Here is a 25,397-nt window from a genome sequence, read left to right as displayed (position 1 = left end):
CGCCACCATCGATTATTTATAGTTCAATCTCTTTACTTTTGTTTGATCCATTGACCAGCTGAGACGATATTCAGATAAGCTGGTTACGGTATTCGTTCGGAGTCATGCCCGTCATTTTCTTGAACGCCGTCGCGAAATACTGAGGAGAATCGAACCCGGCGGCTCTGGCGATATCCTGAATTGGGCGCGCGCCGTCTTCAAGCAGCTCTTTGGCTTTGCCGATTCGGGCTTTATTAATAAAGTCGAATAGATTCGTTCCCGTTGCCTGCTTAAATATTCTCGAAACGTAGGAAGGATTGTAGTTCACTTTCTCCGAGATGCGAACAAGCGTCAATTCACCGTGCAGGTTGCTTCTGACGAAAGCGATAATCCGCTCGATCAATTCGCCCTCCCTGCTGGTCCGCTCGTCTTCCTTCAAAGCGAAAACCGCGTGCCCCAGCTCGCGCAAATATTCGAATGACTCACGCCAGGAATCGAACCCGTTCGTAGGGATGAGCCTGCCTAAAGCGATGCGATCGTTGAGCTTGTCTGCCAGACGGTTTTTGTTGATGTAGGTCAGAAAAAGCAGCGATATCGTGCAATACACTTGGGCTGCAGAAAGATCGCGCATGCGGGAGACGGCGCTCAGGCCCTCATCCACCTCATCCAGCTTTTCGAAAAATTCCTTGCGAAGTCCTTGCTCCAAGCAATCCTGTAACGCTTCCGTTTTTCTAGCGTAGGCGCTTCCGTCCAGGGCAGCCTTATTGGCTGCATCGAACGCGGACGCCTCTTCGGCGTCTATTGAACAAACGATGGGCATGCCCCTCGGTGAATGAATACGGATGTCGGCCATCGATTTCAATAAATCCCAGCTTTCTTGTACCGACGACCAAGGAACGCGCTGATCATACAACAGGAACGATATCTTCGTCTCCAACGCTTCTTCGCTCGCGGCTTGCAACGTCTCAAGATTACCTTTGACGAATAGCACTGTTCTCCGCCAGAGCTGATCATCGCTCTCGGATGCGGCATTAGCGTCGCCATCAGTTCGTTTCACGGGCTGTATGAGCCATAAAAGATCGTATTTCTCGATGTCGATCAGCGCATGGGATGCGAACGGCGATAAATACTGTCCGGTTAAGGATGAAAGCCCCCTCAAACTCAAGAATCTCTCCGAGTAATCCTGGCTGACCATACCACCGTGTACCCGACCGAACAACAGCATTACCGGCCGATTCTCGTCAAAAGGGATAGCCAGCTTGTCCAGCCAGCCCCGATCCGCGTCCGCCAAACGTACCTTGCCGCCAATGACGTCTAGCAGCAATTCCTTACGCATCAGGTGGGCCACAAGCTCTTCTCTTTCCAGCACGCGGCTTCGCAATTGCCGGTTGCCTAGCTCCTGCTCGAGTGCGGAGATCGCTTGCTTAACGGCTTCGACGATCTCATCGTCGTCTTCCGTTTTCAACAGGTAGCTTACGCCGTTTTGCTTCACCGCACTGTAGATATATTCGAAATCGTTGTAGCCCGTCAGGAAAACGATTTTGCATCCCGGCCAGCTTTCTTTTATTTTTTCCATTAACTCAAGCCCGCTCATCCCAGGCATGCGAATGTCCGAGAGCACTATGTCGATCTTGGCACCCTCCAGCCTTTGTAAAGCTTCTTTGCCCGAGTAAGCCTTGACAATGTCTAAATCCATATCCGAATTATCCATAAATAGCTCGTAAAGCCAATCCACAATATGCCTCTCGTCATCCACGATCATTAATCTATGCATGGACATTCTCCCCCGATTCTTCCGTTATAATCGCAAGACGGACTTGCAACCCGCCTGATTCCGACCTGGCAACTGTCAATCCGCTTCCCTCTTTACAGAACAGCTTGACGCGTCGATGGATATTCGCAAGGCCGGTTACTTCCGTATAGTCGTTTTCCTTATGCCAGCTCAGGGCCAGCTTCTCCAAATACGCATCCGTCAGCTCTTCCCCGTTATCATCGATGGTTATGACGAGCCCCCCCGAAACCGGAGCGAAACGGACAGAGAGCAAGCCGTGATCCTGCTTATTCTCCAATCCGTGCTCGAAAGCGTTCTCAATGATGGGCTGCAGGATAAGTCGCGGCACCTCCAGCTGTCCGAGATCCGTAGGAAAATCAGCGAAATCGACAGAGATTCTCCCCGCGAAGCGCATCGCCTGAATTTCCGCGTAAATCCGGGCATGCTCGACTTCCTTATCCAACGTGACCGTCTCTGCGCCGTTTCTCGTAATGAATTGGAAATACCGGCCGATTTCCTTCGAAAATCGCAGCGCGTTCTCGTAATCTTCTTTTTTAATAATGCGGTGCAGCAGGAAGTAACTGTTATATAAAAAATGTGGATTAATTTGCGTTTGAAGCTGCTTCAGCTCGGCTTTCTGACTCAGTATTTTTTGCTCGTACACTTGCTCGATCAGATTTTGCAAATTTTCCACCATGGCGTTGTAACGCCTGTACAAATAGCCAAATTCATCACGGCTTTCATAATCAATTCGCATCTGAAGATTGCCGCTCTCCACCATTCTGAACGATCGGATCAGCTTGACGAGCGGCTTCTTGATTAACATGTACAAGGAGTAGGAATATGCCGCTGTAATCAAGATAGCGATCAAGAAGAAACTCCAGTTCCAAGTGACTAGCTTTTTTAACGACGTCAGAATGCCTTCCTTCGGCAAAACGTAGGAAAGCGTAATACCGGTAAAGTCTGACATCTTGTAAACAAGCAAATACGGCTTGCCGTGCAGATCGACGGGGATAGAACCGCTACTGCTGTCTTGCAGGGCAACATCCAGACGTTGGGAAAGCTTAGCTAACGAGTCCACGTCGTTTACGTTTTCTATCATGAACTGCTGCGAAGGCTTTCGTATTATAAATCCGCTGTCCTTGTAGCCTTCCAATTGCAATTGTGCCGATTCCAGAGCCGTCTTGGACAGCTCGATCTCGATGATGAACAGTGGCGGCTTGCCGCCTTGCGCGTAGTTCGGGAAACCAGCCAGCATCAGTAGACGGTCCTGCCAATGAACGATTTGCGAGGCGGAATCGCTTTTGAGCGCCTTTAACCCATCGAATTCCTCCAGCATTAGCTCGCTGTATAAACCCCTAGGATAGCCATCTGCGTTAATAGACCATTTTAAGGAAGGAATAAGCACTCTCACATCCTGAATATAACCGCTACTACTCTTAATGGAGGACAGCCGTTGATGGATTCTAAGTATCGCTTTCGTTTTCTCGAAATTATCCAAATACTGCGATGAGTTGGCGATTTGGTTTAAGTCCTCGTCCTGTGTCATATCGAACTGCAGCTTTTGAATACGTTGGATATCATGGTCAAGGTTGTCCATATAGTAAGAGACCTGCAGCTTCATCGAATTGAAAATTTCTTCGGACAATTGCTGACTGCTCCACTTGTAACTCCATACCCCAAGCACGAAAATGGGTATCATGCTGACCAAGAAAGTTACAATCAGTCTCGTGAAAATAGATTGCTTCCAAAATACCCCTGTATCGTTCATCCGAAATCTCCTCACATTGAAACCGTTTACTTTTGTTTTTGAGTTTAACATGAATGACGAGTGAGTGATATCCCGGACCATCAAGTGCGCTTGCCGAAGCTGGCTCCTTAGTCGTCCAATGCCTAGTTTGTCTAGGCGCGCCGTACATAAGAAAGCCGTCAGGAAAGTTCTTCCTGACGGCTTTCTTTGAGTTTTAAGGATATTCCACAGAAATTGAGCTGGTTATCCTGAACAGGTATTGCTCAAACGGATTCCAGAGCCCCCAAGTAGCGCCTTGCCCGCAAAGGTTTAAATATTTGCCCAGAATAATTTTTCCAGGATTAGATTTACGAACAGCATTTGAATGATGGTAAGTCCGATCAGTACGGCAAACATAGGCGGTCTGAATAGCAGCTACACCGGAGAAGGTAAACGAAATGATGCTGGGTTCAATCAGTTTTATCAGAATAAGCCGTTAAAGAGACGGTGTAGAATTTTATTGGAGTATTAACCATAAATTGTATGGTTATAGAGACGATGACAGAGTTTGTGAGGCCATTAACTATAATTTCTATGGTTAAAAAGCCAGTGGCGGCGGTTGTGAGGCCGTTAACTATAATTCCTTATATATCTCTGACAGAATGGGGGCGCGAAGAAGTTCCCGATAGCGAAACGCTGTTCTCGTCTCAAATGTTCAACGGCAACTCTGTCTGACCCGATCTGTAAGAAGTTTCAAGAACCACCTGTTTACTCGCTGAACAATAGGTAACCCGAAAAATCACCCAAGAGCTTCAAGCTCTTCACGGATCGACTTTAGCTCTTTTAACACCTGATTAAGTATTTCTTTATTTGGCTCAAATTTAATGTCTAACTTTTTACCCGTTCTTCTAATTCCCCAATCTCGTAATGCTTTATCCATAAGCAAATCATAAGTCCCATCTAAATGAGAAGAGAAATTTACTAATTGTTCTTTAGTCATTAACGGCAGCCTGATCTTAAAGTTATCTCCAATTGCCTCGTACTCTCTATCAAATTCTTGAATGAATCCTAAATAATCATCGTAATGTTTATAGTCTGCTTGTATCTCATATGTGCCTTTCGGAATTAACGATTTATAAGGGGATGCCAATAACGAATAGAGACTAGATTGTTCTTTACTAATAGGGACATGTTCGTCATATTTTGCTGCTAATTCGCCGACAAATGCTCTGAAATTCCTTAATCCCTTTTCCCGCTCAATCATTTCATTCATAATAATTCCTTTTTCAAGCGTAACCTGGTTGTGTTTATCGTCAAAATACATTTTCAGCAAAAATGCATTTCCTATAAGCGAAAGAAAGAGACAAACAGCTATCACACTATTTCTATTCATTCTTCTCCCCCCCAATTATTAACATTCTATAGCACATTAAAATTTAATACTACTTATTTGGTGCAAATTGGTCAGCCAATCTATAGCCATTCTGAATCCTGCTTTATTGAGAAATTCACTTATTGTTGCTTTAGCCGAGCATCATATACATGGCAATCGTGCTTTTCATCGGTTCCTCCGGCAGCTTGATGTGTCCTTGATCCAGGGCATGCCGAAGGCACATAATTCGCATGATATAAAGGAATTCACTGGATATACGAATTTCAGCTGACCGATCAGTCTGGCAGGCACATCCAGTCCGATTAATCCATTTTATCTTCCCTCCCGAATGTTTTTTCGGCATTCGTGAAGCTTGCGTTTGACCGTTCCTTCAGGTATATCGAGCCTCGCTGCAATGTCTGCGAGACGCTCACCTTCAAAGTAATAGGCGACGACGATTTCACGGTAGCCAGTTACCAGAAGCGATAACTCGCGCCGCAACAAGGAAAGATTCTCTCGGAGCAACAGCTGATCATCCGCCGTTGCTTGCCCGTCAGGCACAGCGATGAGCGATGCTTCGCTAGAAACTGTACCACTGCGGCGTTTCTTCTCTTTCGCCCAACTCGCATAGCGATTACGCGCAATCGTCCAAATCCATCGACTTAGGTCATCCGGGCGGCTTCCATTCGCGAGGCTGAGCAGCGCCTGCGATGCAATGTCCTGGGCCAAATCTTCCGCTTCGTGTTTGCTTCCTGTCTTCTTCAGCGCGAAATAGTAAAGTTTCTCTAAGTAATCACGTTGGATGGACATAGCAATCGTGTCTGGCATGTAAGCTTCACCTGCCTTTCATCTCTATAGTGTCGATTATCGATGAATGGTTCGGAAATGGAAAAAATAATTTTTGAGCGTATATTAGTATTTTCTGTATTTGAGTGCTGACTCCTTGTTGACTCCGACAATGAAAAATACATCGCTGGTACCCTTGGGTTACACAGCGATGTATTCGAAATATAATTACTGCTTTGAATTCTTTAAGCATTTGCACGCTGTACGCGCTGGCTTCCTTTGAACAAAGTGAGCCCGAAGCACAGAATCAGAATGATTCCGGCAACCACATAAGGGAAGTTCATATTCACATCGAATAGCATTCCAGCTGCTATTGGTCCGATAATATTGCCAAGGCTAGTAAAGGCGGAGTTAAGTCCTGCTACATACCCCTGCTTTTCTTGGGCGAACATGGACATTTGTGTGCTGATGGCAGGACGTAAAATATCTATGGACAAAAAGATAACAAAGGTAACAGCAAAGATCAGCCAGTATTGGTGCACGAACAACGTCAATAGGACGAAGACCCCGGCAGCGAGTAGGCAAAGTGTAATAACCATCCTCTCGCCAAAGCGGTTCATTAGCCATCCGAAAATAGTTAACTGAACCACAGCACCACCAATGGAAGCAAATGTGAAAATGAAGGCAATATCCTTCGGAGTGAAGTCGAGCTTATGGTCGACGAAAAGGCCGAATATCGCTTCATAGTTGGCAAGTCCAAAGGACATAACTAACACAATAATTAAACTAATAAAATACGGTTCGCGGTAAGCAAAACGCAGCTGCTGGAACAGACTTTGTTTCGTCTCCGTATCAGCTCCTGCCTTTTCGTTATTCTCATTCCCTTTTTTAATGGACTGTAGCGACTCCGGCAGTACAATCATCGTGATAACCGCAGCGACCAGACCTGCAACTCCAGCAGCATAGAACGGCACACGAATGCCGAACTCGGCAATATAGCCTCCAATGCCGGGACCAATGATGTAGCCTGTCGAAATAGAAGCATTGATAAAGCCCATCCCTTTGGCACGCTCTTCCTCGGTCGTGACATCCGCCGCATAGGCCATAACGGCAGGCATGATAAGCGCTCCGCTAATGCCGCCCATCATCCGGGATACGAAGAGAAGCAGAGCAGAATCAGCTAATCCGAATATAATTTCGGCACAGGCGAAGACCAGCATTCCGACGACAATAACGCGCTTACGTCCGAAGGAATCGGATAACCGTCCTGCAAGCGGAGAGAAAACCAACTGTGTAAATGCAAAAGAGGCGGTAAGCAAACCAGCAATGCTTCCGTTAATATCCAACATTGTAATGTATTTAGGGATTACCGGTATGACCAGACCAATGCCGGCAAAGACCAAAAATAAATTAAACATCAGAAGCAGCATAGCGCCCCGACTTTTAAATAATAAAGCCATCTGATTATCCTCCAACTCAAATCCCGAAATTCCAAACTCATTATTAAACATAGAAGTATAAAATGTATGGAATAAATCTAATACACATTTATTCCATAGTCAATATATACTTTTTATACTAATATGTATACTATATAAATGGAGCATTCAAACATTCATATCACCTTTGGAGGTGATGACTATTCATTCTACTGAAAAATTAAACTTGTTGCAGCAACAGGGATGGGCGGAGAAGGATATCCTGTTCGAGATGACTTGCGACCTTACGACAGAGGGGCATTTTCTCGATACCTACATTGCCTTATCCCGACATGAGATGCTTATTGCAACAAGTCTCAAGTCACCAGATCAAGAAAAAACCTTTAAGGGCTACTCACTCCCAGTCAAAAGCCATACGCAGCACAATACGCAGGGGGCGGAACACTGGTCGATTCAAACATTGAAAATCAGTGATATTGAATCCGTTTTCATTGTTAACCTTGTCGCGTCCGGCATGCTGGTGGTGAAGGCGCCGAAGGAGAGAATGATTGCGGCGTTCACCAATGGACTGATGAGCAAAGCATCCAGGCTGACAGCAATCATTAAGAAGCTGAAACAGCAAGAGGAGTTGGACAGTGAGCTGCTGAAGGATGAGGGGGTAAATGCCTCTTGTCCCAAATGCGGAAGGATTTACCCGGAAGAAGGCCGCGAGGTTTGCCCAAAATGCATGAAGAAAAGTGCACTATTCATCCGACTGCTATCGTTTGCCAAGCCTTATAAAACCTCCGTGCTGCTCATTATTGTGCTAATGCTGCTAAGCTCCGTGACTACAATTGTCATTCCCTATTTGACGGGTACGGCATTATTTGATCAGGCACTACAAGGCGAAGGATATTTTGCCGGACAAGTCGGACTGGTCATCTTGCTGGTCATTGTTTTTCGGACTCTATCCCTTATATTTGGCGTCTTATTCGGAATCATCAATGCGAGAATGGCTGCTAATATTGTTTTCGATCTGAAATCAGTCATTTTTACTGCGATGCAGCGCTTGTCGCTGAACTTTTTCCAGCGGAAGCAGACCGGACAGCTGATGACTAGAGTCAATTATGACTCAGCCGAGCTGCAAATCTTTTTCATTGATGTACTCTCCTACTTTGTTGTGAATGTCATGAATATCATCGGGATTACGGTCATATTGCTGGTGCTGGACTGGAAACTCACGCTACTGTGTTTTTTGCCGCTGACGATTGTCTTTTTTCTGGTACGCAAAGTATTACCTAAGCTATGGAGGCTATCATGGCGGACGCACCGTCGCGTGTCAGCAATGAATTCTATCATTAGCGACTCCATTAGGGGTGTCCGAGTAGTCAAGGCATTTGGCATGGAGCATAAGGAGATGGAACGGTTCCAGCGGGCTAATGTGAATTTCTCCGGCTCGGAGCAGCATTATAACCGTTTGAGCGGCACGATCTTTCCAGTGCTTAATTTGCTGACCCATATGGGCGGCATGTTCATCTGGGCATTCGGTGGCTGGATGGTGCTCAGGGGGGAAATTTCGTTTGGGCTGATGCTGACCTTTGTCAATTATATGTATCTGTTATATGGCCCTATAGAGTTTATGAACAATATCGTGGGCTGGTGGTCACGTTGTATGACAGCTTCGCAGCGAATTTTTGAAATTCAAGACGCCAACCCTGATGTGAAGGAGAAGGAAGATACGATCCGGATTCCGGTAATGAAGGGTGATATTCAAGTATCGAATGTCGTATTTGGCTATGAGCCGAATAAATCGATTTTGAAGAAGGTTACGCTGCAGGTGAAGGCAGGACAAATGCTTGGCGTCGTCGGACATTCCGGAGCAGGCAAATCAACACTCGTCAACCTGATTTCCCGACTATACGATGTCAATGAAGGTGCAATCACTATCGACGGAGTGAATGTGAAGGATTTGGCCGCTGAATCGCTCCGCTCCAATATTGGGATTGTATCGCAGGATGTATACGTGTTCTCAGGCAGCATTGCTGAAAATATTGCCTATGCCAACCCGGATTGCAGTGTCATGGACATCATTCATGCGGCGAAAATTGCCAACGCCCATGATTTTATCGAGAAGCTGCCGGACGGATACGATACACTCGTGGGAACGGGTGGATACAATCTATCGGGCGGCGAGAAGCAGCGGTTATCCATTGCACGGGCGATTCTGCATAACCCGAAAATTCTAATTCTTGATGAAGCGACAGCTTCTCTGGATACGGAGACGGAGCTGCAAATCCAGGAGGCACTAGATAAGCTGATTAAGGGACGTACAACAATTGCAATTGCACACCGGCTCTCCACGCTTCGCAATGCCGACTATCTGGTAGTGATGGATCAGGGCAAGATCGTAGAAGAAGGAACGCATGAATCGCTGATGAGTACCCCTGGCGCTTATTATACATTGGTGAAAAAGCATGATGAGGCTTTAAAAATGAGCGAGGTGATTTCAGCATGAATTCGTCTAAAACAGAGAAGGAAGTGGCTGCAGCCCAAGCAGCTGAGCTACCGGAAGGGGAGTTCACAGCAGGTTCGCTGTCTGATGCCGCCGACATTCATTATCTGACAAAGGTTAATGCAAAATTTGATAAAACGGAGGGCCAGATGCTGTCTGTAACGGTTGGAGAAGAAACGCATCCTGTCGTTTATGTACACTGTTCTTTTCCTCATACGAATAAACGCATGTATTTGTCTGTCCGAACAGTTGAAAACAAGGAAATTGGCATGATCCGCAGTCTGGATGATTTTACGGAGGAGACAGTGCAACTACTGGAAGAGCAGCTGCACATCCGTTATTTCACTCCAGAAATCAGCAAGGTGATTAGCGTGAAAGAGGAGTTCGGCTACTCCTATTGGGAGGCGGAGACTACAGCCGGGCTATGCCGGTTCACGGTCAGAGGCGGTGGCGGCCACGCCAAGCTGGTAACCCCAGTCCTGCTGCTCGTGACTGACGTAGACGGCAACCGATTCGTCATCCCGGATATGAGCAAGCTGACGGACAGGGAATACCGGCTGGTAGAGCTGTGTATGTAGGCAGGTCATCTGTACTGTGCGAACAGAGCGGCTATGAAGGAGATGGAAAAGCCGATGAATTTGAATTTCTCGCTTGCTGAACAGAACAAGAATGCTGCTGTGCAGGCTGTCGGAACAGAGATTGAATATTGTGTTCCGGCTAACCTGTCTCTGCTTGGCTACCGATCAGCAGGCTTCCTCGTTATCGGGCAGGATAAATGGGCTTACATCGAGAACGGACAAGCGAAGGAAGCAGGTATCATTGCTGATTCATGGGAATACAAGGTCATTCCACTCATCGGAAATGTTGTGCTGGAGACCGAGGATAAGCAAGGGAAGCGTGTCCTCGTCCGCTCTTCAATGGAGCATGCCGCCCGCTTCGGCTACATTGCACAGGTGCTGAACGATAAATCAGCAGCCCGTAAAGTCCGTATTTTCAATAATGAAGAGGAAGCCACCTGTGCCAATTGCGGCGTGCGGCTCGTGACAGGGACCCGTGTATGCCCCAGGTGCATGAGCAAGGCCGCAGCGTTCAAAAAACTGTTTGGCGTCTCGAAGCTGCATTGGAAGCCGCTGGCTGTAGGGCTGATTGTTATGATTGCGGCTTCAGCTATATCGCTGGCAGGACCCTATTTTCAAGAGCTCCTGATTAACGGTGCCTTACGGCCGACTGACGGACAAAGTCCGAACATGAAGCTGTTCTATATCGCACTTACTGCCATGATCGGAGGACTAGTGATTGGAGAACTGCTGTCAATTGTCCGTGCACGTGTCATGGCAAATGTCAGCTCTAATATTGCCGCCGATCTGCGCAGAATGGTTTATGAGAAGATACAAAGCCTGCCACTCGGATTCATGACCTCTCAACGGGCAGGAGATCTTATGAATCGGATCACGGCTGATACGGACCGGATCCGGCAATTGATTCAGGAACTGTGTACAACGGCAATCTATCAGCTGATGCTCCTTATCGCTTCCAGCACTCTGTTGTTCAGTGCCGACTGGCGCCTCGCCTGTGTAGTGCTGCTGCCTGCGCCAATCGTCGCTTACATGAACATTTACATCTGGAAGCATGTGCTGTGGAAGCTGTATCACAAGCAGTGGAGAGTCTACGACCGGGCGAGCTCTTTTCTACATGATGTACTGAGCGGAATCCGGGTAGTCAAGGCATTCGGCAAGGAATCCCGAGAGATCAAAAGATTTCGCACCTACAACAGTGAATTCGCCGTCGCTACGATTAAAAATGAGACTCTTCTTAACGTGCTGGCCCCGATTACAAACTACTTGATCCAGCTTGGTCAATATTTTGTGCTTCTGCTTGGCTGCAACCTGATTTTGAACAATCAGATGAATGTTGGTGAACTGATCAAGTTCAGCATGTATGCGTCAATGGTGTTTGGACCGATTGCTTGGATGATGTTCATGCCGAGGTGGGTTGCCAATGCGCTGATTTCGATTGACCGCGTATTTTCGGTCATTGACGAGCAGCCGGAGGTGCTAGAGGCCAAGAGGGCTGTGAAGCATACAATTCGCGGCGCGATTTCGTTCCGTGGCGTCTATTTTGGCTATAAGTCCTATGAGCCGGTGCTTAAGAATGTGTCCTTTGATATTCGGGAAGGGGAAATGATTGGCCTGGTAGGACATTCGGGCTCTGGAAAGTCGACATTGATTAACCTTTTATCCCGTTTCTATGATGTGAATGAAGGTCAAATTACCATTGATGGTGTAGACATTCGAGACATCCAGCAGAATGACATGCGCTCTCAGATTGGTGTTGTGCTTCAGGAGACATTCCTGTTCACAGGGACGATACTCGATAATATCCGTTACTCCAAGCCGGGTGCGACGGAAGAGGAAGTAATCCGGGCGGCCAAGATCGCCAATGCGCATTCCTTTATTATTAATCTGCCGGATGGGTACGACACGCTGCTGGAGGAGAATGGGAACAATATATCCGGCGGCGAGCGCCAGCGTCTGGCAATTGCAAGAGCGATTCTTAATGATCCGCCTCTGCTTATTTTGGATGAAGCTACCTCTGCGCTCGATATTGAGACGGAAAGCGTCATTCAGGAGGCGCTTCAGCGAATCATGAAAGGGCGAACAACGATTGCGATCGCCCACAGACTGTCGACTCTCCGCAATGCCGACCGACTAGCTGTGCTGGAGAAGGGCACAATTGCGGAAATAGGTTCCCATGCCGAGTTGGTGGAGAAGAGAGGCAATTACTATAAACTGATTACGGCCCAAAGGCAAATGTCGAAGAAAGAGCAGAAGGATGAGCTTGTCGGATAATATCCATAAAGGGCTGTGACTCGCTACCGGATTTCCCTCGTACGAAATCCAATCTTTCCAGCTGTCGGGTTGGCTTCGAGATCCAAGGTTAGGTTACTGTAACCCCACAATAAAAGCCCATCCCATAAAAAAAGAAATGATGATCAATCCGGTGGTGTACAGGCTGTACATTACCCGGTCGAATATGCGGTATTGCTTTTTCATCCAAACGACAATTAGCATCACGATTTGAATAAGAGTCAGTAAAATGATCACTTCGGGCAACAAATATAAAATTTTATCGTAAGCCGTTAATTGAAACCTAATATATCTACCAATTGTCACAAGTCCATACCCAAAGGTTAGACATATAATTCCGTTCATCATAGACGTGACGAGTAGTGCTCTTACCCATTTTGTCCTGTCATACTGTTTATAGAAGTAGGATGTAACAAGCACCGATTCATGATCTACATACTGCTATATGTCACTCGGACTTCATTCGTCCCCGACGGCTATCGGGTTATCTTGCCAAGTAATCCAATCGCTCCAGCTTCTTATACCCCCACGAACACCCATGCTCTGAGGGCTCCAACGCCAAGAAATGGGGGTTCCGATCAGTGCGGTGGGAATGTCTCTGAGGATATGCCAAGATGCATGTGCAACGACCACCCTTGGCTACGCTTGGGAGACTTAGGGAGCAAGAGGCCCGTGGATGATGGGGCTGACGAAACAATACAGTTTGAGCCAAGACGAGGTATCCGCCTGTGGCTGAACCAAGCTGAGCCGAACGCCAACAAAAGGCCAAGTGAAGCAAGCAGCCCCATGATAAGCTTACCCCGAAAAAAAACGATTGAAGGGAGGATAAGCTCCCTTCAATCGTTTTTACAGCTTTCGCTATCGGCCACGAATTCCATAATATCTCCCGGCTGACAGTCCAGAATTTCGCAGATCGCTTCTAAGGTGGAGAACCGGATCGCCTTCACTTTGCCCGTCTTCAGATTGGACAGATTGACGTTCGAAATGCCGACCTTGTCGGCCAGGTCGTTCAATTTCATTTTTTTGTCGGCTAGAACCCGGTCCAGGCGTATAATAATCGGCACTTTCGTCAGACTCCATTCTCAGATAGTCGAATCATGCTCTTCCTGCAGAAGAGCGCCGTACTTGAAAATCTCGGACACGAACAGAACGAGTATGCCGATAATAATTCCGATTAAAGAGATACCGCCCAGATTAATGGAAAAGATGCGAGTGACGAGCAGGCAGATCATAATATTGAGAATGAGCTTCGCCAGCAAGGAATACAGAATGACGGCGATTCCCAGCTTTCTCAGACGGGAGGCATTCGCCAGGACGAAAGGGCTGCTTCCACTAAGTATGCTTCCTATTATATGGCGGATCTGACCAATTGAGTAGAGGTAGGCACAGAAGGCAAGCACGGTATTGGTCAAGCTGACGACCAGATAAGCGGTCTTGGCATCGAACTTATCAGGATTGATCGGCTGAAAATAAGTGAAAGGAACCAGAACGCTCTTCGTCACCGTATCCCATATCGGTACGGAAAAGGACCAGTGCGCGATTCCCTTCTCTGCAGAGAACAACTCCTGGGGCTTTAATCCGATCCATATATCGAAGCAGACAAAAGCAATAAGTAGCCCGATTGCTCCCCAGTATCCGATCTGAAGCGTATTGTGCATTCTTTTGAAACCGGGTTTGGCTTTGAATTCAATTCCGTTCATGCGCGATCTCCTTTTCATGTGAACTTACAGCTATATATTAATTTATTTGTTCACGAAAAACAATAACTATTTAATGATAAACATTAAATTAAAGATTTTTCCTCGGCATTTCTGTATAATCGGTTCATGAGGAATCTATATGCTCCATCAGGTAACGCGAAGATAAAAAAATGGCTTGCTTTTCTTTTTTACGCATTAACGATAAGCATGCTTATCGTTTATAAATCCGAGCTTCTGGCTTGGATGCAGCAGGGTTCCCATTCAGTCTTCCTCATGCTGTTGATAACGATTTGCTTTACCTTTTTCCCTATAATCCCTTACAGCGTTGTCATCGGGATCATGGCATTTATGTACGGCACTCTCCCAGGCGCCTTACTGTGTTGGAGCGGCGCTTGGATATCTTCCATTCTGATGTATGCCTACACTAGATTTTTTTATAGCGAACAAACGAATAAATGGTTGTCGACCAACGAACGAGTTGTCTCATTTCATGCAAAAATGATGAAAAAACCGTTTGTTTCCATCTTATTGGCACGTCTTATCCCAGTGATTCCGCAATCAATTGTTTCAATTTATGCCGGGGCCACTTCTATTTCTTTTCCAATCTATGCATTAGCATCCGCAATAGGCAAAATTCCGGGGATGCTACTATACGCTTTTATAGGCAAGCATCTGCTAAGCCTTTTTTAACAACTTACAAACCGAAGCAATGCTTTCTCCGGCTACTAATTTGCAAGCTGTTGAACGAGAAGCCCAAAGGGGGAGTCATTATTGAATAAGCAAAAAATCGTGATTATTGGCGCAGGAATTGTCGGGGCGTCCATGGCCTATCATATAGCCAAACAGAATCAAGATGTAACCGTTATTGAGCGGCATCCAGCCGCAGCGCGTGAAGTGACGGAAAAATCTTTTGCCTGGATACATACGACTCATAGGGTGGCTCCCGAATACTGGCATTTGTACGATGCAGCATTGGAAGAATATCATGCGCTTCAGCAAGAGCTGTCCGAGCTGAAAATTCATTGGCATGGAGCGCTGACTTGGGGCACTCCGCCCCTAAGGGAGCAACTCCACTCTCAAAAATTAAATCGGGAGCAGCTTGAGGCATTGGAGCCGAATCTGAAGGAATACCCGGATGAAGCGATTTTTGTCAGCGAGGAAGGTGCGTTGGACCCAATAGGGTTAACAGAGCTGTTGCTCAGCAAAGCGCGGGAGTACGGAGCAAAAGTGCAGTTCGATACCATCGTTACATTGCTGCAGCAAGAAGATTCCCGCCTAGTCGGCATCCATACGTCCAAGGGTTTTCTGGAGTCGGATGTCGTGGTATTAGCCGCAGGTACAGGCATACCCGAACTTTGCAACCCGTTAGGTTGTCCCGTGCCAGTAACGTCGTCGCCTTCCATTCTAATTCGGATGAAAACTACGAATAAGCTGATACGCACATTAATCTCAAATGCGCAATTTGAAGCGCGTCAACTGACGGATCATACGCTGCTGGCTGCGGAAGATTATATCGACGAGTCGGAGGAAAACGGACCAGAGGCGGTCGGCAAACGAGCGTTCGAGACGTTGCGTCGCAGTTTGAAGGACGGGAATCAACTGGAACTGGAAAGCATCCAGGTCGGGATGAGACCAATGCCTGAAGACGGCTATCCGATCGTGGGCTTCCATGATCACATAAAGGGGCTTTATCTGACGGTGATGCATTCTGCAATTACACTGGCACCGCTAATTGCGCGTCTGGCTGCAAGTGAAATAATCGATCGGGAATCAAGAAGTGAATTAGACCCTTGTCGGCTCTCTCGCTTTTAGGACATATTGAGGGTTTTCCCGCCGTTTCTCAGCTCCAGCTAAACAATCCCGAGTACAACATAAAGAAGTACATCGCCCATGTGGCAATGTACTTCAAGATATATCTTATAGTTTATCTTTATTTCACCGCATGGAGTGGATTTCGAATATAACCCCATTTGCCGTTAACCTTTACTGCTGCAAGCCCTTCGCTGTAGCTTAAGGCATCATCAAATTGAAGCTTTACGATAACCTTGCCCGTCTGATCGACAAAACCCCATTTTCCATTCTGTCTGACATCTGCCAAGCCTTCACTGAACATGCCGACATAATCGTACTTAGCCGGTATAATCTCCTTGCCTTTCTTGTCTACAAAACCGTATTTGGGATACGCCCTTGCGTTCTTCGGGTCGCTCTTGCTTATTCTAGCGACTCCTCCGATGAATGGGTCGATGCTCTCATATTGTGCTTTAACCACAAGCTCGCCCTTTTTGTTCATAAAGCCATACTTTCCTTTAAACTTCACCTTGAGTAGGCCCTCAGAAAACGTATCAGACTCGCTGATTTCGTACTGCCAATTCAACTTCAGCTTCGTTTCCTTGCCGGATTTGTCGATAAGCAACCATCCGTTGCGATAGACGATGGCAACGCCTTCTCCAAAAGAGTAAGCCTCATCATACTTAGGCTGAATCACGATTTTGCCATTCTTGTCGATATAGCCAAATTTGTCTTTTACCATGATCGCAGCTAGTCCATCGCTGAAGCTTCTTGCGTAATCGTAACGTAAAGGAATAACTACCTTGCCCGTTTTATCGATATAACCCATTTTTCCGTTTTTACTAACCAGAGCTAGTCCTTCTAAAAATTCATAACTATAGCCATAGGCTTCGTACTGCGGCTTGACGACTTCCTTTCCATTCCGATCTATAAATCCCCATTTGCCATTTTTATAAACGGCTGCCAGCCCATCGACGAACTTATCGAAAAATTCGTATTGAGGCTTGACGATTTCCCGGAAATTCTTATCAAAAAGTCCGAACCGCATTTTGTCGCCAACCATGATACACGAAACGGAGATACCATTCTCAAAAACATACATCCCGCGGCAAAAGCGATCCGGAACCGTCATAACTTTTTCGCGATCTTGATTAATAAATACTCCCCTGTCCGTGTAAGCAACCCCATCACTAAAGCTGCTTGCCGATTCAAATTGGGGGTCGATCACATAAGACTGGACTTCCGTCATCCGATTAATCCCCGCCAGGCCATCGCCCCAGCCCCATGCAACACCGCCCTTACCGATAGCAAACGATTGCGTTTCACCTGCGCCGATTGCAGTAATACCGCTAATATTCACTTTAACAGGCGTACTATAGTTAATTAGTTTTCTCTCATGTTTAATGAATTCCCATTGCATCGGAACTCCGACTTGGCCAGTGTTGTTCGCCCCCCAGCCCCAGACGGTACCGTCTGACTTGAGCGCGATCGAGTGTTCCTCCCCGGAGGATATGGCGATAACGCCTGACAGTCCTTTAACTTTAACTGGCTTGCTTCTCTCCGCATTCGTACCGTCACCGAGCTGTCCAACGTAATTGCTGCCCCAGGCCCAAACGGTACCGTCCTTCTTCAATGCCAAAGCATGTCTTTCACTAATCGATATCGCTATTATATTGGAAAGATCAGAAATTTTCTGAGGAACGGTAAAAGAATCGATTCTGTCTTCTCTCGGATTTCTGGACATGCTCCACTCCCATACAGAGCCATCCTTGTTCAACGCTAGTGATTTAAAGCTTGTTGCAGCAACTGCCGTGATGTCACTCAACCCCGTAACCTGCATTGGCGTCAGTAACCGAAGTCCCCAAGCCCAGACGGTACCGTCCCGTTTGAGGACCACGGAGTGATATTCCCCTGCCGCAATCCCGGTAGCGTCGGAAATCGACTGCACCTTGACGGGGATGTTGCTCTGCTCAACGTCCTTGATGCCCAATTGTTTAAGGCGGTTACTTCCCCAGGCCCAGACGGATCCATCCTTCTGCAAAGCCAGCACATGCATCTTCCCTGCGGATAAAGCCGTTATATCAAGCAGCCCGTCTACTTGCACCGGTGCCGTCCTCTTGAGTTCCGTTCCATCGCCAAGCTGACCTAACTCATTATTTCCCCAAGACCAAACCGTACCCTGTCGTGTGAGAGAAACATAAAAGTCGCTTCCGGCGGATATTGCCACCATCTCATTATTATTGGCGTCAGATTTCGCCGCGACGGAATTGGTTTGAAAATCTGAGGTCATGGTAATCAACAGCACTAGCAAGGTCGCTACAAATCTTTTAAACATTCTGATACTTCCCCTCATGTTATGAATCTCAAGTGATTTATTTCAAATTTGATATTGAACAAACTTACTGGTGGATTTGGGAAATTAAACTGATATTTCCTTAAAACCCATATTAAAATTTTCCTTAAAATACTACTAACTATACAACGGGTTGTCAAGGTAATTGCATAGTTGTTTCATACAAAGGTGGGGGTCCAGAATGTAAAATACAAGGATTCCCAAAATCAACATTACTGTTTTGTAAGTACGTTCACCCCCATTCGTTGACTCCTTGTTGACCTCGATACTCCTGAGCACAACGCAAAAGAGTACATCGCCACACATACGATGTACTCCAAGTTATCTATTAAATCGATTCGATTAATCGTTTCTTTGTTGATTTATTGAGTTTATCTTTGATATGAATACATTTTTTTAAGTGTAAAAAGATGTGTCTTGTTGCGGGCATAAGTATTAGCCCTGCTATGCTTTTTTTGCTCCAGTAATCGGCCAGCCAGCTCGCATCTTGTGTAACAGCGTTTTCTTCAAACAATCGTTTTATTCTGTTTTGTTCAACCTTTTCTTTTAACTGTCCTGGCTCCAAAGTAGATACGATTTGTCGCGTTTGCTTTCCGACAGCCATTCTATATGCCAATAATGAGTCAAAATCTATCCTTGAACTTAATTCGGCAATATCCTCTACACTCATATCATTTCCAGAGTGGGGAAATCTAGTATCCATTCTTTCAAACCAATTTCCCGATTATAGAGCTTGTTGGTCATCAGCGACAAGAATGCTCATGGTCATATCTTCAATTCTAGTAATATGCCAGAGATGCCATGCAATCGAGTTTTTCGTATTAGGGAGGTTCACAGAATACTTTCTAAAGGTTTCTTCATCCAAATCTTTCAACACAACATCATTCAGTGTTAGTATGCTCGGCAGCCGATGGAAAGCGGGGACTTGCCAGCCCCCGACTCTTTTACGGATTTGGAGTAAGGAGATTGACGTTCTGCCAAGAACGTTTTCTCCACCGGATGAGCATCATAAATGCCCTTACCCATTCATCGATCGAGAAGGCCAACCAAATACCTACCAACCCCATATTAAATACGATTCCGAATACATAGGCCAACGGAACACTAATCGCCCACATGGACACTAGGCCAATAGCTACCGGGAATTTAACATCTCCGGCTGCATTTAGAGAGCTGATTAGCACCATGTTACAAGCGCGAGCTGGTTCCAGTAATATAGACAAGAGTATGAGTTGCTTTCCTAGCTGAATAATTTCAGGGTCTTTGGTAAATAGGCCGAGCAATAGACCCGCCAGACTATAGAGGAAAATACCGATTCCAAGAGAAATTAGCAATGCCAGCTTCAAGCTTTTCATACCAGATCGATAGGCATTCTCCTTCTGATGAGCCCCAATCATGTGTCCGACTATAATTTGTGTTCCTTGGCCGATCGCCATCGAAAAAATAAAAACGAAGGAGGTTATATTCTGGGAATAGATCTTTGTCGTTAATGCCGTCGTACCTAATAGAGTTACCAAGTAGGTGATAACAACTTGAGAGAGACTATAGGAAACATGCTCGCCGGCAGAAGGAATACCTAATTTGAATATAAGCCCAAGGTTCCTTTTTTGAAATTTAAAAGGATTCAGTAGACGAACGGGGTACCCCAAGCTTCGCATACATAAAATCAGATAAGCGATCATTCCAACTGCTCGGGTGATCCATGTGGATACTGCAACACCTTCTACACCTAGATTCGGCAACCCAAAGGGTTCCATCAGCACCAAATAGTTTCCAATAATATGGAACACGTTTAACCCCAATGAGATTAGCATCATTTCCTTCACAATACCGCGGCATCGTAAAATGGTACCCAAAGTCATGTTAATAGCGATAATGAAGACGGAGCTGCCAACAATGGATAAATAAGAGACACCTTCAACCATTACAGCATCAGGTACTTTGAAAATGTTTAGAAACACATCTGCATATACTAATAATCCTACGCTAGCTATTAAACCGATTATTAAATTCAAAGTCAGTGCTGATCTTCCGATTATATCGGCATCATTTAACTTCCCCGCGCCTAGCCATTGATTAAGGATTACACTTGTACCTACCGTAACAAATCCGAACATTAAGCCCACTACGGTTAAAACCTGATTAGCTATTCCAACAGCTGCTACAGCTCCATCGGAGTAACTGCTTAGCATCATTGTATCCACAGTTCCGATTAGCATGCCGAATAAAGCTTCAACAAATATAGGCCATGTTATCGAAATAATGCTCTTTTGACGCGGGTCATACGTTTTACTCATACAAGCTCACATTCTCCCTGTTCATGTCCAACCCTATGACTATCGTCACATCATCCTTAAGAGGATCGAAATAAAGTATACGCGCCTATCCGATAAATAAAGGTTGAGAGAATGCGCCGAAGCCGCCTTCCAAATAGACCGCCGCCCTTACGTAACCTTCGTCTCCACGACATTTATAGCTAACGCTATTGATACGCCCAGAGGTTTCGTATAAGATGTTCCCGTCTTTGCCAATCAAGGTTACGTATTTGTACATGCGGTCCAACCCTTCACTGGAAAGCAAGTTGAACTCAATCATGCCGTCTTCTACCCGGATGGACTCGAAGCCATAACCGGTCGAAATATAGAAACTTCCGGCTTTCATCGCCGCAAGGATGCTTTCATTCGTATTTTGTTCGGCTAGAACCATATTCCAAGTTCGTTTTTCTTGCCCGTACACGTGAAAATCATCTCCACCAAAGCCCCATACTTTACGCTCAGCCGACAGCAAAGCATCCCATTTGTCGAATGCAATGTCGTATTCGGGGTTTCCTTCGCCATTAATGACTTCAATTCCGGTGTAGTCCTTCATCGCCAGCATATCTTCAATCGGCCAAAACTGGGAGTAATAACGATTGGGATGAACAAGTACGCTCATTCCGCCATGTCGGGTGCAGCTATCGGATAGCTGCTGATACCTCTCTATCGAAAATTCGTTCGAATAATCGTCCATGATCGACCGTGCAGGATTTATGAGAAGCATATGCCTTTGCGGACTACTTACTTCTAACGCTTCGAAGACGGAAGGGATAGAACGTTCCCCTTCGTGGACGGTTATAAAATCATGGTCGGAAATACCGAGAAAGTCGTATTGCCCATACATCCGGTAGACGGTTTCGAGCGGCTGTGAGCCGCAAGCGCTATTCGTCGTATGATTATGGAAGCTTCCCTTAAGCCATATTCCTTGCTTGTCATAAGGATTTGAAATTAACATTCGTTCCATGTCTATTTCCGTCCTTTCCCGCTTTATTCTTTGACCGAACCGATCATAACGCCTTTGGCAAAATACTTCTGAATAAACGGATAAATAAGAATAATGGGTGCGACGACGATGATGATCGTAGCCATTTTCAGCGAGTTTCCCGTCACCTGAATTTTATCCAGCATTTCGTATTGCTTCGTTCCCGCTGTTTGTTCAAGCGTATTACGAAGGGCATCTGCCCGGGTTAGCATTTCCTGTAGCAGTGTTGATAGTGGCCTCAAGCGGCTTTCTCGAACGTAAAATGCCCCTGTAAACCAATCATTCCAGTGCTCAACAGCATTAAACAACGCGATGACAGCAACAACTGGTCTGCTGAGCGGCATAATAATTCTCATAAAAATTGAAAAATCGTTGTATCCGTCGATCCGTGCCGATTCTTCAAGGCTTGGACTGATTTCCTGAAAGAAGGTTCGCATAATAATGATGTTCCACGCACTGTACAATCCCGGTACAATGTAGACCCAGATCGTGTTCGTCAGATGCAAGTCTTTCAACAGCATATAATAAGGAATGATTCCACCGCTAAACAGCATTGTAAAAAATAGGAGCATTGTAATAATCCGAACGCCCGGCATCGTTCTGCTCTTTAAGGCGTAAGCTGCCATTGCGGTTAAAAAAACGCTCGCCACTGTTCCGACAATCGTACGGAACATAGATATCCCAAAGGCATTCACAATATTGGAGGAAGTAAAAACTTCTTTATAGTTTTCAATAGACCAAATTCTCGGCCAAAAATAAATGCCGCCTCTTTCTGCATCTTTACCGGAATTGAAGGAGAGAGCGAAAATATTCAAAAGCGGCAAAATAATAGATAAACATAACAGGATGATTGTCACATAGATAACGATCCGGGTAACTTTTTCTCCTGTAGAAATCTTGTAAAATTCTTTCCCCACGTCATTTGCACTCCTTCAAGGTCTGCGAAGCAAAACGGCTTCCGAAGCATATACTTATAGTGAGAGGTCGATTTTATCCAAGAACCGATAAAACCGACCTCTCCCAACCAGCAATCAATGTTTGTTACAGGTTCACCTTCGTGTTAGGATCGGCGTCTTTTTTCTCAAGCAGCGCCAAGTAATCTTCCAAGCCGGCTGCGTGTAATTGCTTCGACGCCTCACCGAGAATTTTCTTGGCTTCATCCAGGCTTTTTGCATAATAAGCACGTATGATGCTTTCGTTGTAATTATCAAGTGCAGCCTTTAACTCATTTTCCTTCGAGAACTCGCCGAAGAATGCCATAGGAGAATACGTATCCGAGATTTCCGCATTTTTCCGTTTTTCGTCCCAGCCCCAATATTCCGCAATCTTGAGAGGTCCCTCATCTACTTGAGATTGAGCTGCGCTACCGTATTCTGCTTCACCGAAGTCGTCAATGCGATCAACGTCAGTATTGCCCAGGATCTCGCCCCAAGAATTTCCTACTCCTGCGAACCCGAGCGCTTTAGCAGCTTTGGGATCTTTATCCTTCATTTCAGACACTTCTTTGTTTACAATCGGATTGCCTTTAGCATCCAGCGTGTAGTCTCTTCCTTCAATTCCATACTGCCATAACAGCTTGCCTTCGCGGCTCGCCAGGAAATCTGCGAATTTAACAATGTCCTCCGGTTTTTTCGTCGTGGACGGAATTGCCCAAGCACCGCCAGAGCTCTTAAAGTCCAGCCCCATTCGGAAAGGCTTGTCCCCCTCATTAAGTGGACCAATCGGTAAATAATGCATATCTTTATTAAAATCAAGGTAATTGTGCATATCTGCAACGATCGCGAAAGACCCGTTCAAGATACCTTCTGTTGCGCGATTTTCATCCATTGTATAAAACTCAGGGTTCATCAGCTTTTCTTTCAGCAGCTTTTGGACGTACTCCACGCGCTTCAACGGGTAATCCGTCTGGCTTTCGTGAACGATTTTGCCTTCCTTGTCGCGTCCAAAAGTATGGTTGACGTTAATTGCTAAATCGCTATACAAGGCTTTAACTTCCGTGCCGCCCCAATATCTCGGACCGATGACAGAGATGTCCTTGCCATTGTTATCTTTGAAATTATCTGCTTTAATTTTTTTGGCCAGCTCGTACATTTGCTCTGAAGTTGTAATTGTTCTTGGATCCACATTCAGAGCATCGGCGATATCTTTGCGAATGAAAGGTCCACCTAACGTTTTTCTCGTCATATACCCTGGTTCTCTCGAAACATTCATATGCATGAAGTAGGCCGCGCCGTTAAATTCCGGACGGAACATAACTCCGTTTTTAGTATCAAGCGGCAAGTATCCATCTTGTAAATACTTGCTGAATATTTTCGTATCCTTTATGAAAGGAGTCAGGTCAGTAAACATGCCTTCGCGCGCAGCTTTCAGTACAATGGGCATTTCCTTTCGACCGCTATGATTCAAATAAAAGGCGATAAAGTCCGGTAAGTCACCGGAAGCAAGACCGGCAATTAATCCGTCGAGCGAATTCGCTGCAGGCATAAGATTGAATTCGAAGTCTATTCCCGTTTTATCTTTAATTTGCTTCAGTACTTCCGGGTTCATTTCTTCCGTAATATCGTCTGCATCCATAAAGATCAAGCCTTTAATCTTGCGGTCGGCAATCCAAGTCGCTGGTTTTCCTGCAGTATCCTTGATGGTTTCTTGTTTGGTGTTCTCTGAATTTTTTTCCTTTGGTGCACATCCTGTCATGACTAACGAAGCGATCAGCGGAACTGCAAGCATCTTTAACAGCTTTGTATTCTTTAACATGATTTCTTCATTCCCACTTTCTCTTATGATTTAGATGGTATATAAAGCTGCTAGTCGTTTCTCTTCAAAGAGAGTGGCTTGCTAAGGAAAGTTACCAAACCGAAGTGCCAGACACTTTTCGAGCGAAACGATTAGCAACGACCACAAGGATTAAACCAATAACGCCTTGCATCATACCGACCGCAGTTGCATAGCCGTATTGGCCTTGCTGCAAACCAACGCGGATCACGTACGTATCCAGAATGTCTACAAGCTCTGCATTGCCTGGCATTTTGAGCAAATAAAGCTGATCAAAGCCGGCTGACAAAATGCTTCCAAGCGATAGGATAAATACGATCAGGATGGTTGGGCGAATCGACGGAAGGGTGATGTTCCATACTTCTGCCCATTTGCTCGCCCCATCTATCTTGGCCGCCTCGTACATATCTTGATTAATTCCGGCAATAGCCGCCAGGTAGATGATTGAATCCCAGCCGATTGTTTTCCAGATATGGCTGCCGAACATAATTTGATAAAAATAATGCGCTTCATTCATAAAAAACGTATTACCGTTACCGCCGAAAAAGGTAATCGTTTCGTTTAACAACCCAGTATCCGGTGCCAACATTCTTTGCATTAAACCGATGACAATGACCCACGACATGAAATGCGGCAAATACGAAATGCTTTGGGCAATGTTCTTAAACCATCGGTTTTTGATTTCATTGAACATAAGCGCCAGAAGAATCGGAAAAGGTAATCCGAGGAAAAGCTTCATGGTGCTGATGATGAGTGTGTTTTTGATTAATGTCATGCTTTTATAGTCGTTGAAAAATTGTTCGAAATACTGAAAGCCTACCCAAGGACTCTCAAGCACGCTTTGATTAAATTTGAACTCCTTAAACGCCAGCAGCAACCCGCCCATCGGAATATAGGAGAAAATAATGAAGGATGCAAAACATGGAATGAGCATCAAGTACAAATAACGATAAATCAGTATTTTTTTCCACAAATATACAAGGTGTTGCTTTTTGCGAAGTCCCGCCGGAACAGATGGAACTTTTGTTTGCAATGTAGGATTCTCCCTTCATC

20 protein-coding genes are annotated in these 25,397 nt (G+C 45.7%); 5 read left to right on the top strand and 15 right to left on the bottom strand.

Annotated elements, in window-relative coordinates; genetic code table 11:
- Positions 1-70: 70 nt before the first annotated feature.
- The 5 genes from KCTCHS21_RS01395 to KCTCHS21_RS01375 all read right to left on the bottom strand — a co-directional run bounded on the left by KCTCHS21_RS01395 (position 71) and on the right by KCTCHS21_RS01375 (position 7,097).
- Complete coding sequence (locus tag KCTCHS21_RS01395; protein WP_162309245.1) at positions 71-1,753, bottom strand: response regulator transcription factor; 1,683 nt, start codon at positions 1,751-1,753, stop codon at positions 71-73.
- On the bottom strand, positions 1,746-3,521 hold the full coding sequence (locus KCTCHS21_RS01390) for a sensor histidine kinase (protein WP_162309244.1): 1,776 nt from the start codon (positions 3,519-3,521) through the stop codon (positions 1,746-1,748). Before KCTCHS21_RS01390 ends, KCTCHS21_RS01395 begins: the two co-directional genes overlap by 8 nt.
- Before the next feature lie 757 nt (positions 3,522-4,278).
- Complete coding sequence (locus KCTCHS21_RS01385; protein ID WP_130604789.1) at positions 4,279-4,872, bottom strand: hypothetical protein; 594 nt, start codon at positions 4,870-4,872, stop codon at positions 4,279-4,281.
- 312 nt (positions 4,873-5,184) lie between these two features.
- Positions 5,185-5,679 carry an RNA polymerase sigma factor gene (locus tag KCTCHS21_RS01380; protein WP_130604788.1) on the bottom strand — a complete coding sequence of 165 codons (495 nt, stop codon included), beginning with the start codon at positions 5,677-5,679 and terminating at the stop codon, positions 5,185-5,187.
- 203 nt (positions 5,680-5,882) lie between these two features.
- A complete protein-coding gene (locus KCTCHS21_RS01375; RefSeq protein ID WP_130604787.1) occupies positions 5,883-7,097 on the bottom strand; it encodes an MFS transporter in 1,215 nt (404 codons plus the stop codon).
- A 205-nt stretch (positions 7,098-7,302) separates the two neighbouring features.
- Here KCTCHS21_RS01375 and KCTCHS21_RS01370 point away from each other — a divergent pair, with 205 nt between their 5' ends.
- From KCTCHS21_RS01370 to KCTCHS21_RS01360, 3 genes are read left to right on the top strand one after another with little or no spacing between them, the layout of a single operon-like run.
- Positions 7,303-9,570 (top strand): ABC transporter ATP-binding protein, encoded by a 2,268-nt coding sequence (locus KCTCHS21_RS01370; protein ID WP_232058026.1) that lies wholly within the window; start codon positions 7,303-7,305, stop codon positions 9,568-9,570.
- Positions 9,567-10,145 (top strand): DUF1854 domain-containing protein, encoded by a 579-nt coding sequence (locus tag KCTCHS21_RS01365; RefSeq protein WP_130604785.1) that lies wholly within the window; start codon positions 9,567-9,569, stop codon positions 10,143-10,145. The genes KCTCHS21_RS01370 and KCTCHS21_RS01365 overlap by 4 nt, the downstream gene beginning before the upstream one ends.
- 33 nt (positions 10,146-10,178) lie before the next feature.
- The gene (locus KCTCHS21_RS01360; RefSeq protein WP_232058025.1) at positions 10,179-12,416 is read left to right on the top strand and encodes an ABC transporter ATP-binding protein; all 2,238 of its coding nucleotides are present in this window, start codon (positions 10,179-10,181) and stop codon (positions 12,414-12,416) included.
- A gap of 93 nt (positions 12,417-12,509) precedes the next feature.
- Here KCTCHS21_RS01360 and KCTCHS21_RS01355 read toward each other — a convergent pair whose 3' ends face one another.
- The 3 genes from KCTCHS21_RS01355 to KCTCHS21_RS01345 all read right to left on the bottom strand — a co-directional run bounded on the left by KCTCHS21_RS01355 (position 12,510) and on the right by KCTCHS21_RS01345 (position 14,134).
- Positions 12,510-12,740 carry a hypothetical protein gene (locus tag KCTCHS21_RS01355; RefSeq protein ID WP_145988914.1) on the bottom strand — a complete coding sequence of 77 codons (231 nt, stop codon included), beginning with the start codon at positions 12,738-12,740 and terminating at the stop codon, positions 12,510-12,512.
- 530 nt (positions 12,741-13,270) lie between these two features.
- Positions 13,271-13,498 carry a helix-turn-helix domain-containing protein gene (locus KCTCHS21_RS01350; protein WP_130604783.1) on the bottom strand — a complete coding sequence of 76 codons (228 nt, stop codon included), beginning with the start codon at positions 13,496-13,498 and terminating at the stop codon, positions 13,271-13,273.
- A gap of 18 nt (positions 13,499-13,516) precedes the next feature.
- Positions 13,517-14,134: a DUF2975 domain-containing protein gene (locus tag KCTCHS21_RS01345; protein ID WP_130604782.1), complete on the bottom strand. Its 618-nt coding sequence runs from the start codon at positions 14,132-14,134 to the stop codon at positions 13,517-13,519.
- A 126-nt stretch (positions 14,135-14,260) separates the two neighbouring features.
- On the opposite strand from KCTCHS21_RS01345, the gene KCTCHS21_RS01340 reads away from it, so the two are divergent.
- Both KCTCHS21_RS01340 and KCTCHS21_RS01335 read left to right on the top strand, forming a co-directional pair.
- Positions 14,261-14,824 (top strand): TVP38/TMEM64 family protein, encoded by a 564-nt coding sequence (locus KCTCHS21_RS01340; RefSeq protein ID WP_130604781.1) that lies wholly within the window; start codon positions 14,261-14,263, stop codon positions 14,822-14,824.
- 81 nt (positions 14,825-14,905) lie between these two features.
- The gene (locus KCTCHS21_RS01335) at positions 14,906-15,946 is read left to right on the top strand and encodes an NAD(P)/FAD-dependent oxidoreductase (RefSeq protein ID WP_130604780.1); all 1,041 of its coding nucleotides are present in this window, start codon (positions 14,906-14,908) and stop codon (positions 15,944-15,946) included.
- 118 nt (positions 15,947-16,064) lie between these two features.
- On the opposite strand, the gene KCTCHS21_RS01330 is transcribed toward KCTCHS21_RS01335, so the two are convergent.
- The 7 genes from KCTCHS21_RS01330 to KCTCHS21_RS01300 form a co-directional block, all read right to left on the bottom strand.
- A complete protein-coding gene (locus KCTCHS21_RS01330) occupies positions 16,065-18,257 on the bottom strand; it encodes a WG repeat-containing protein (protein ID WP_162309243.1) in 2,193 nt (730 codons plus the stop codon).
- A 346-nt stretch (positions 18,258-18,603) separates the two neighbouring features.
- Positions 18,604-18,978: a hypothetical protein gene (locus tag KCTCHS21_RS01325; protein WP_232058024.1), complete on the bottom strand. Its 375-nt coding sequence runs from the start codon at positions 18,976-18,978 to the stop codon at positions 18,604-18,606.
- A 241-nt stretch (positions 18,979-19,219) separates the two neighbouring features.
- On the bottom strand, positions 19,220-20,572 hold the full coding sequence (locus KCTCHS21_RS01320) for an MATE family efflux transporter (protein WP_130604778.1): 1,353 nt from the start codon (positions 20,570-20,572) through the stop codon (positions 19,220-19,222).
- 85 nt (positions 20,573-20,657) lie between these two features.
- Positions 20,658-21,554, bottom strand: a complete 897-nt coding sequence (locus tag KCTCHS21_RS01315) for a CehA/McbA family metallohydrolase domain-containing protein (protein ID WP_232058023.1) — start codon at positions 21,552-21,554, stop codon at positions 20,658-20,660.
- 23 nt (positions 21,555-21,577) lie between these two features.
- A complete protein-coding gene (locus KCTCHS21_RS01310) occupies positions 21,578-22,489 on the bottom strand; it encodes a carbohydrate ABC transporter permease (protein ID WP_130604777.1) in 912 nt (303 codons plus the stop codon).
- Positions 22,490-22,613: 124 nt separating this feature from the next.
- Positions 22,614-24,326 carry an extracellular solute-binding protein gene (locus KCTCHS21_RS01305; protein WP_130604776.1) on the bottom strand — a complete coding sequence of 571 codons (1,713 nt, stop codon included), beginning with the start codon at positions 24,324-24,326 and terminating at the stop codon, positions 22,614-22,616.
- 91 nt (positions 24,327-24,417) lie between these two features.
- Complete coding sequence (locus tag KCTCHS21_RS01300; protein ID WP_130616288.1) at positions 24,418-25,278, bottom strand: ABC transporter permease; 861 nt, start codon at positions 25,276-25,278, stop codon at positions 24,418-24,420.
- Positions 25,279-25,397 lie beyond the last annotated feature (119 nt).

Origin of the sequence: Cohnella abietis (genome assembly GCF_004295585.1) — a bacterium.
Lineage (GTDB): Bacteria > Bacillota > Bacilli > Paenibacillales > Paenibacillaceae > Cohnella > Cohnella abietis.
This window is presented reverse-complemented; position numbering and strand designations above follow the sequence as displayed.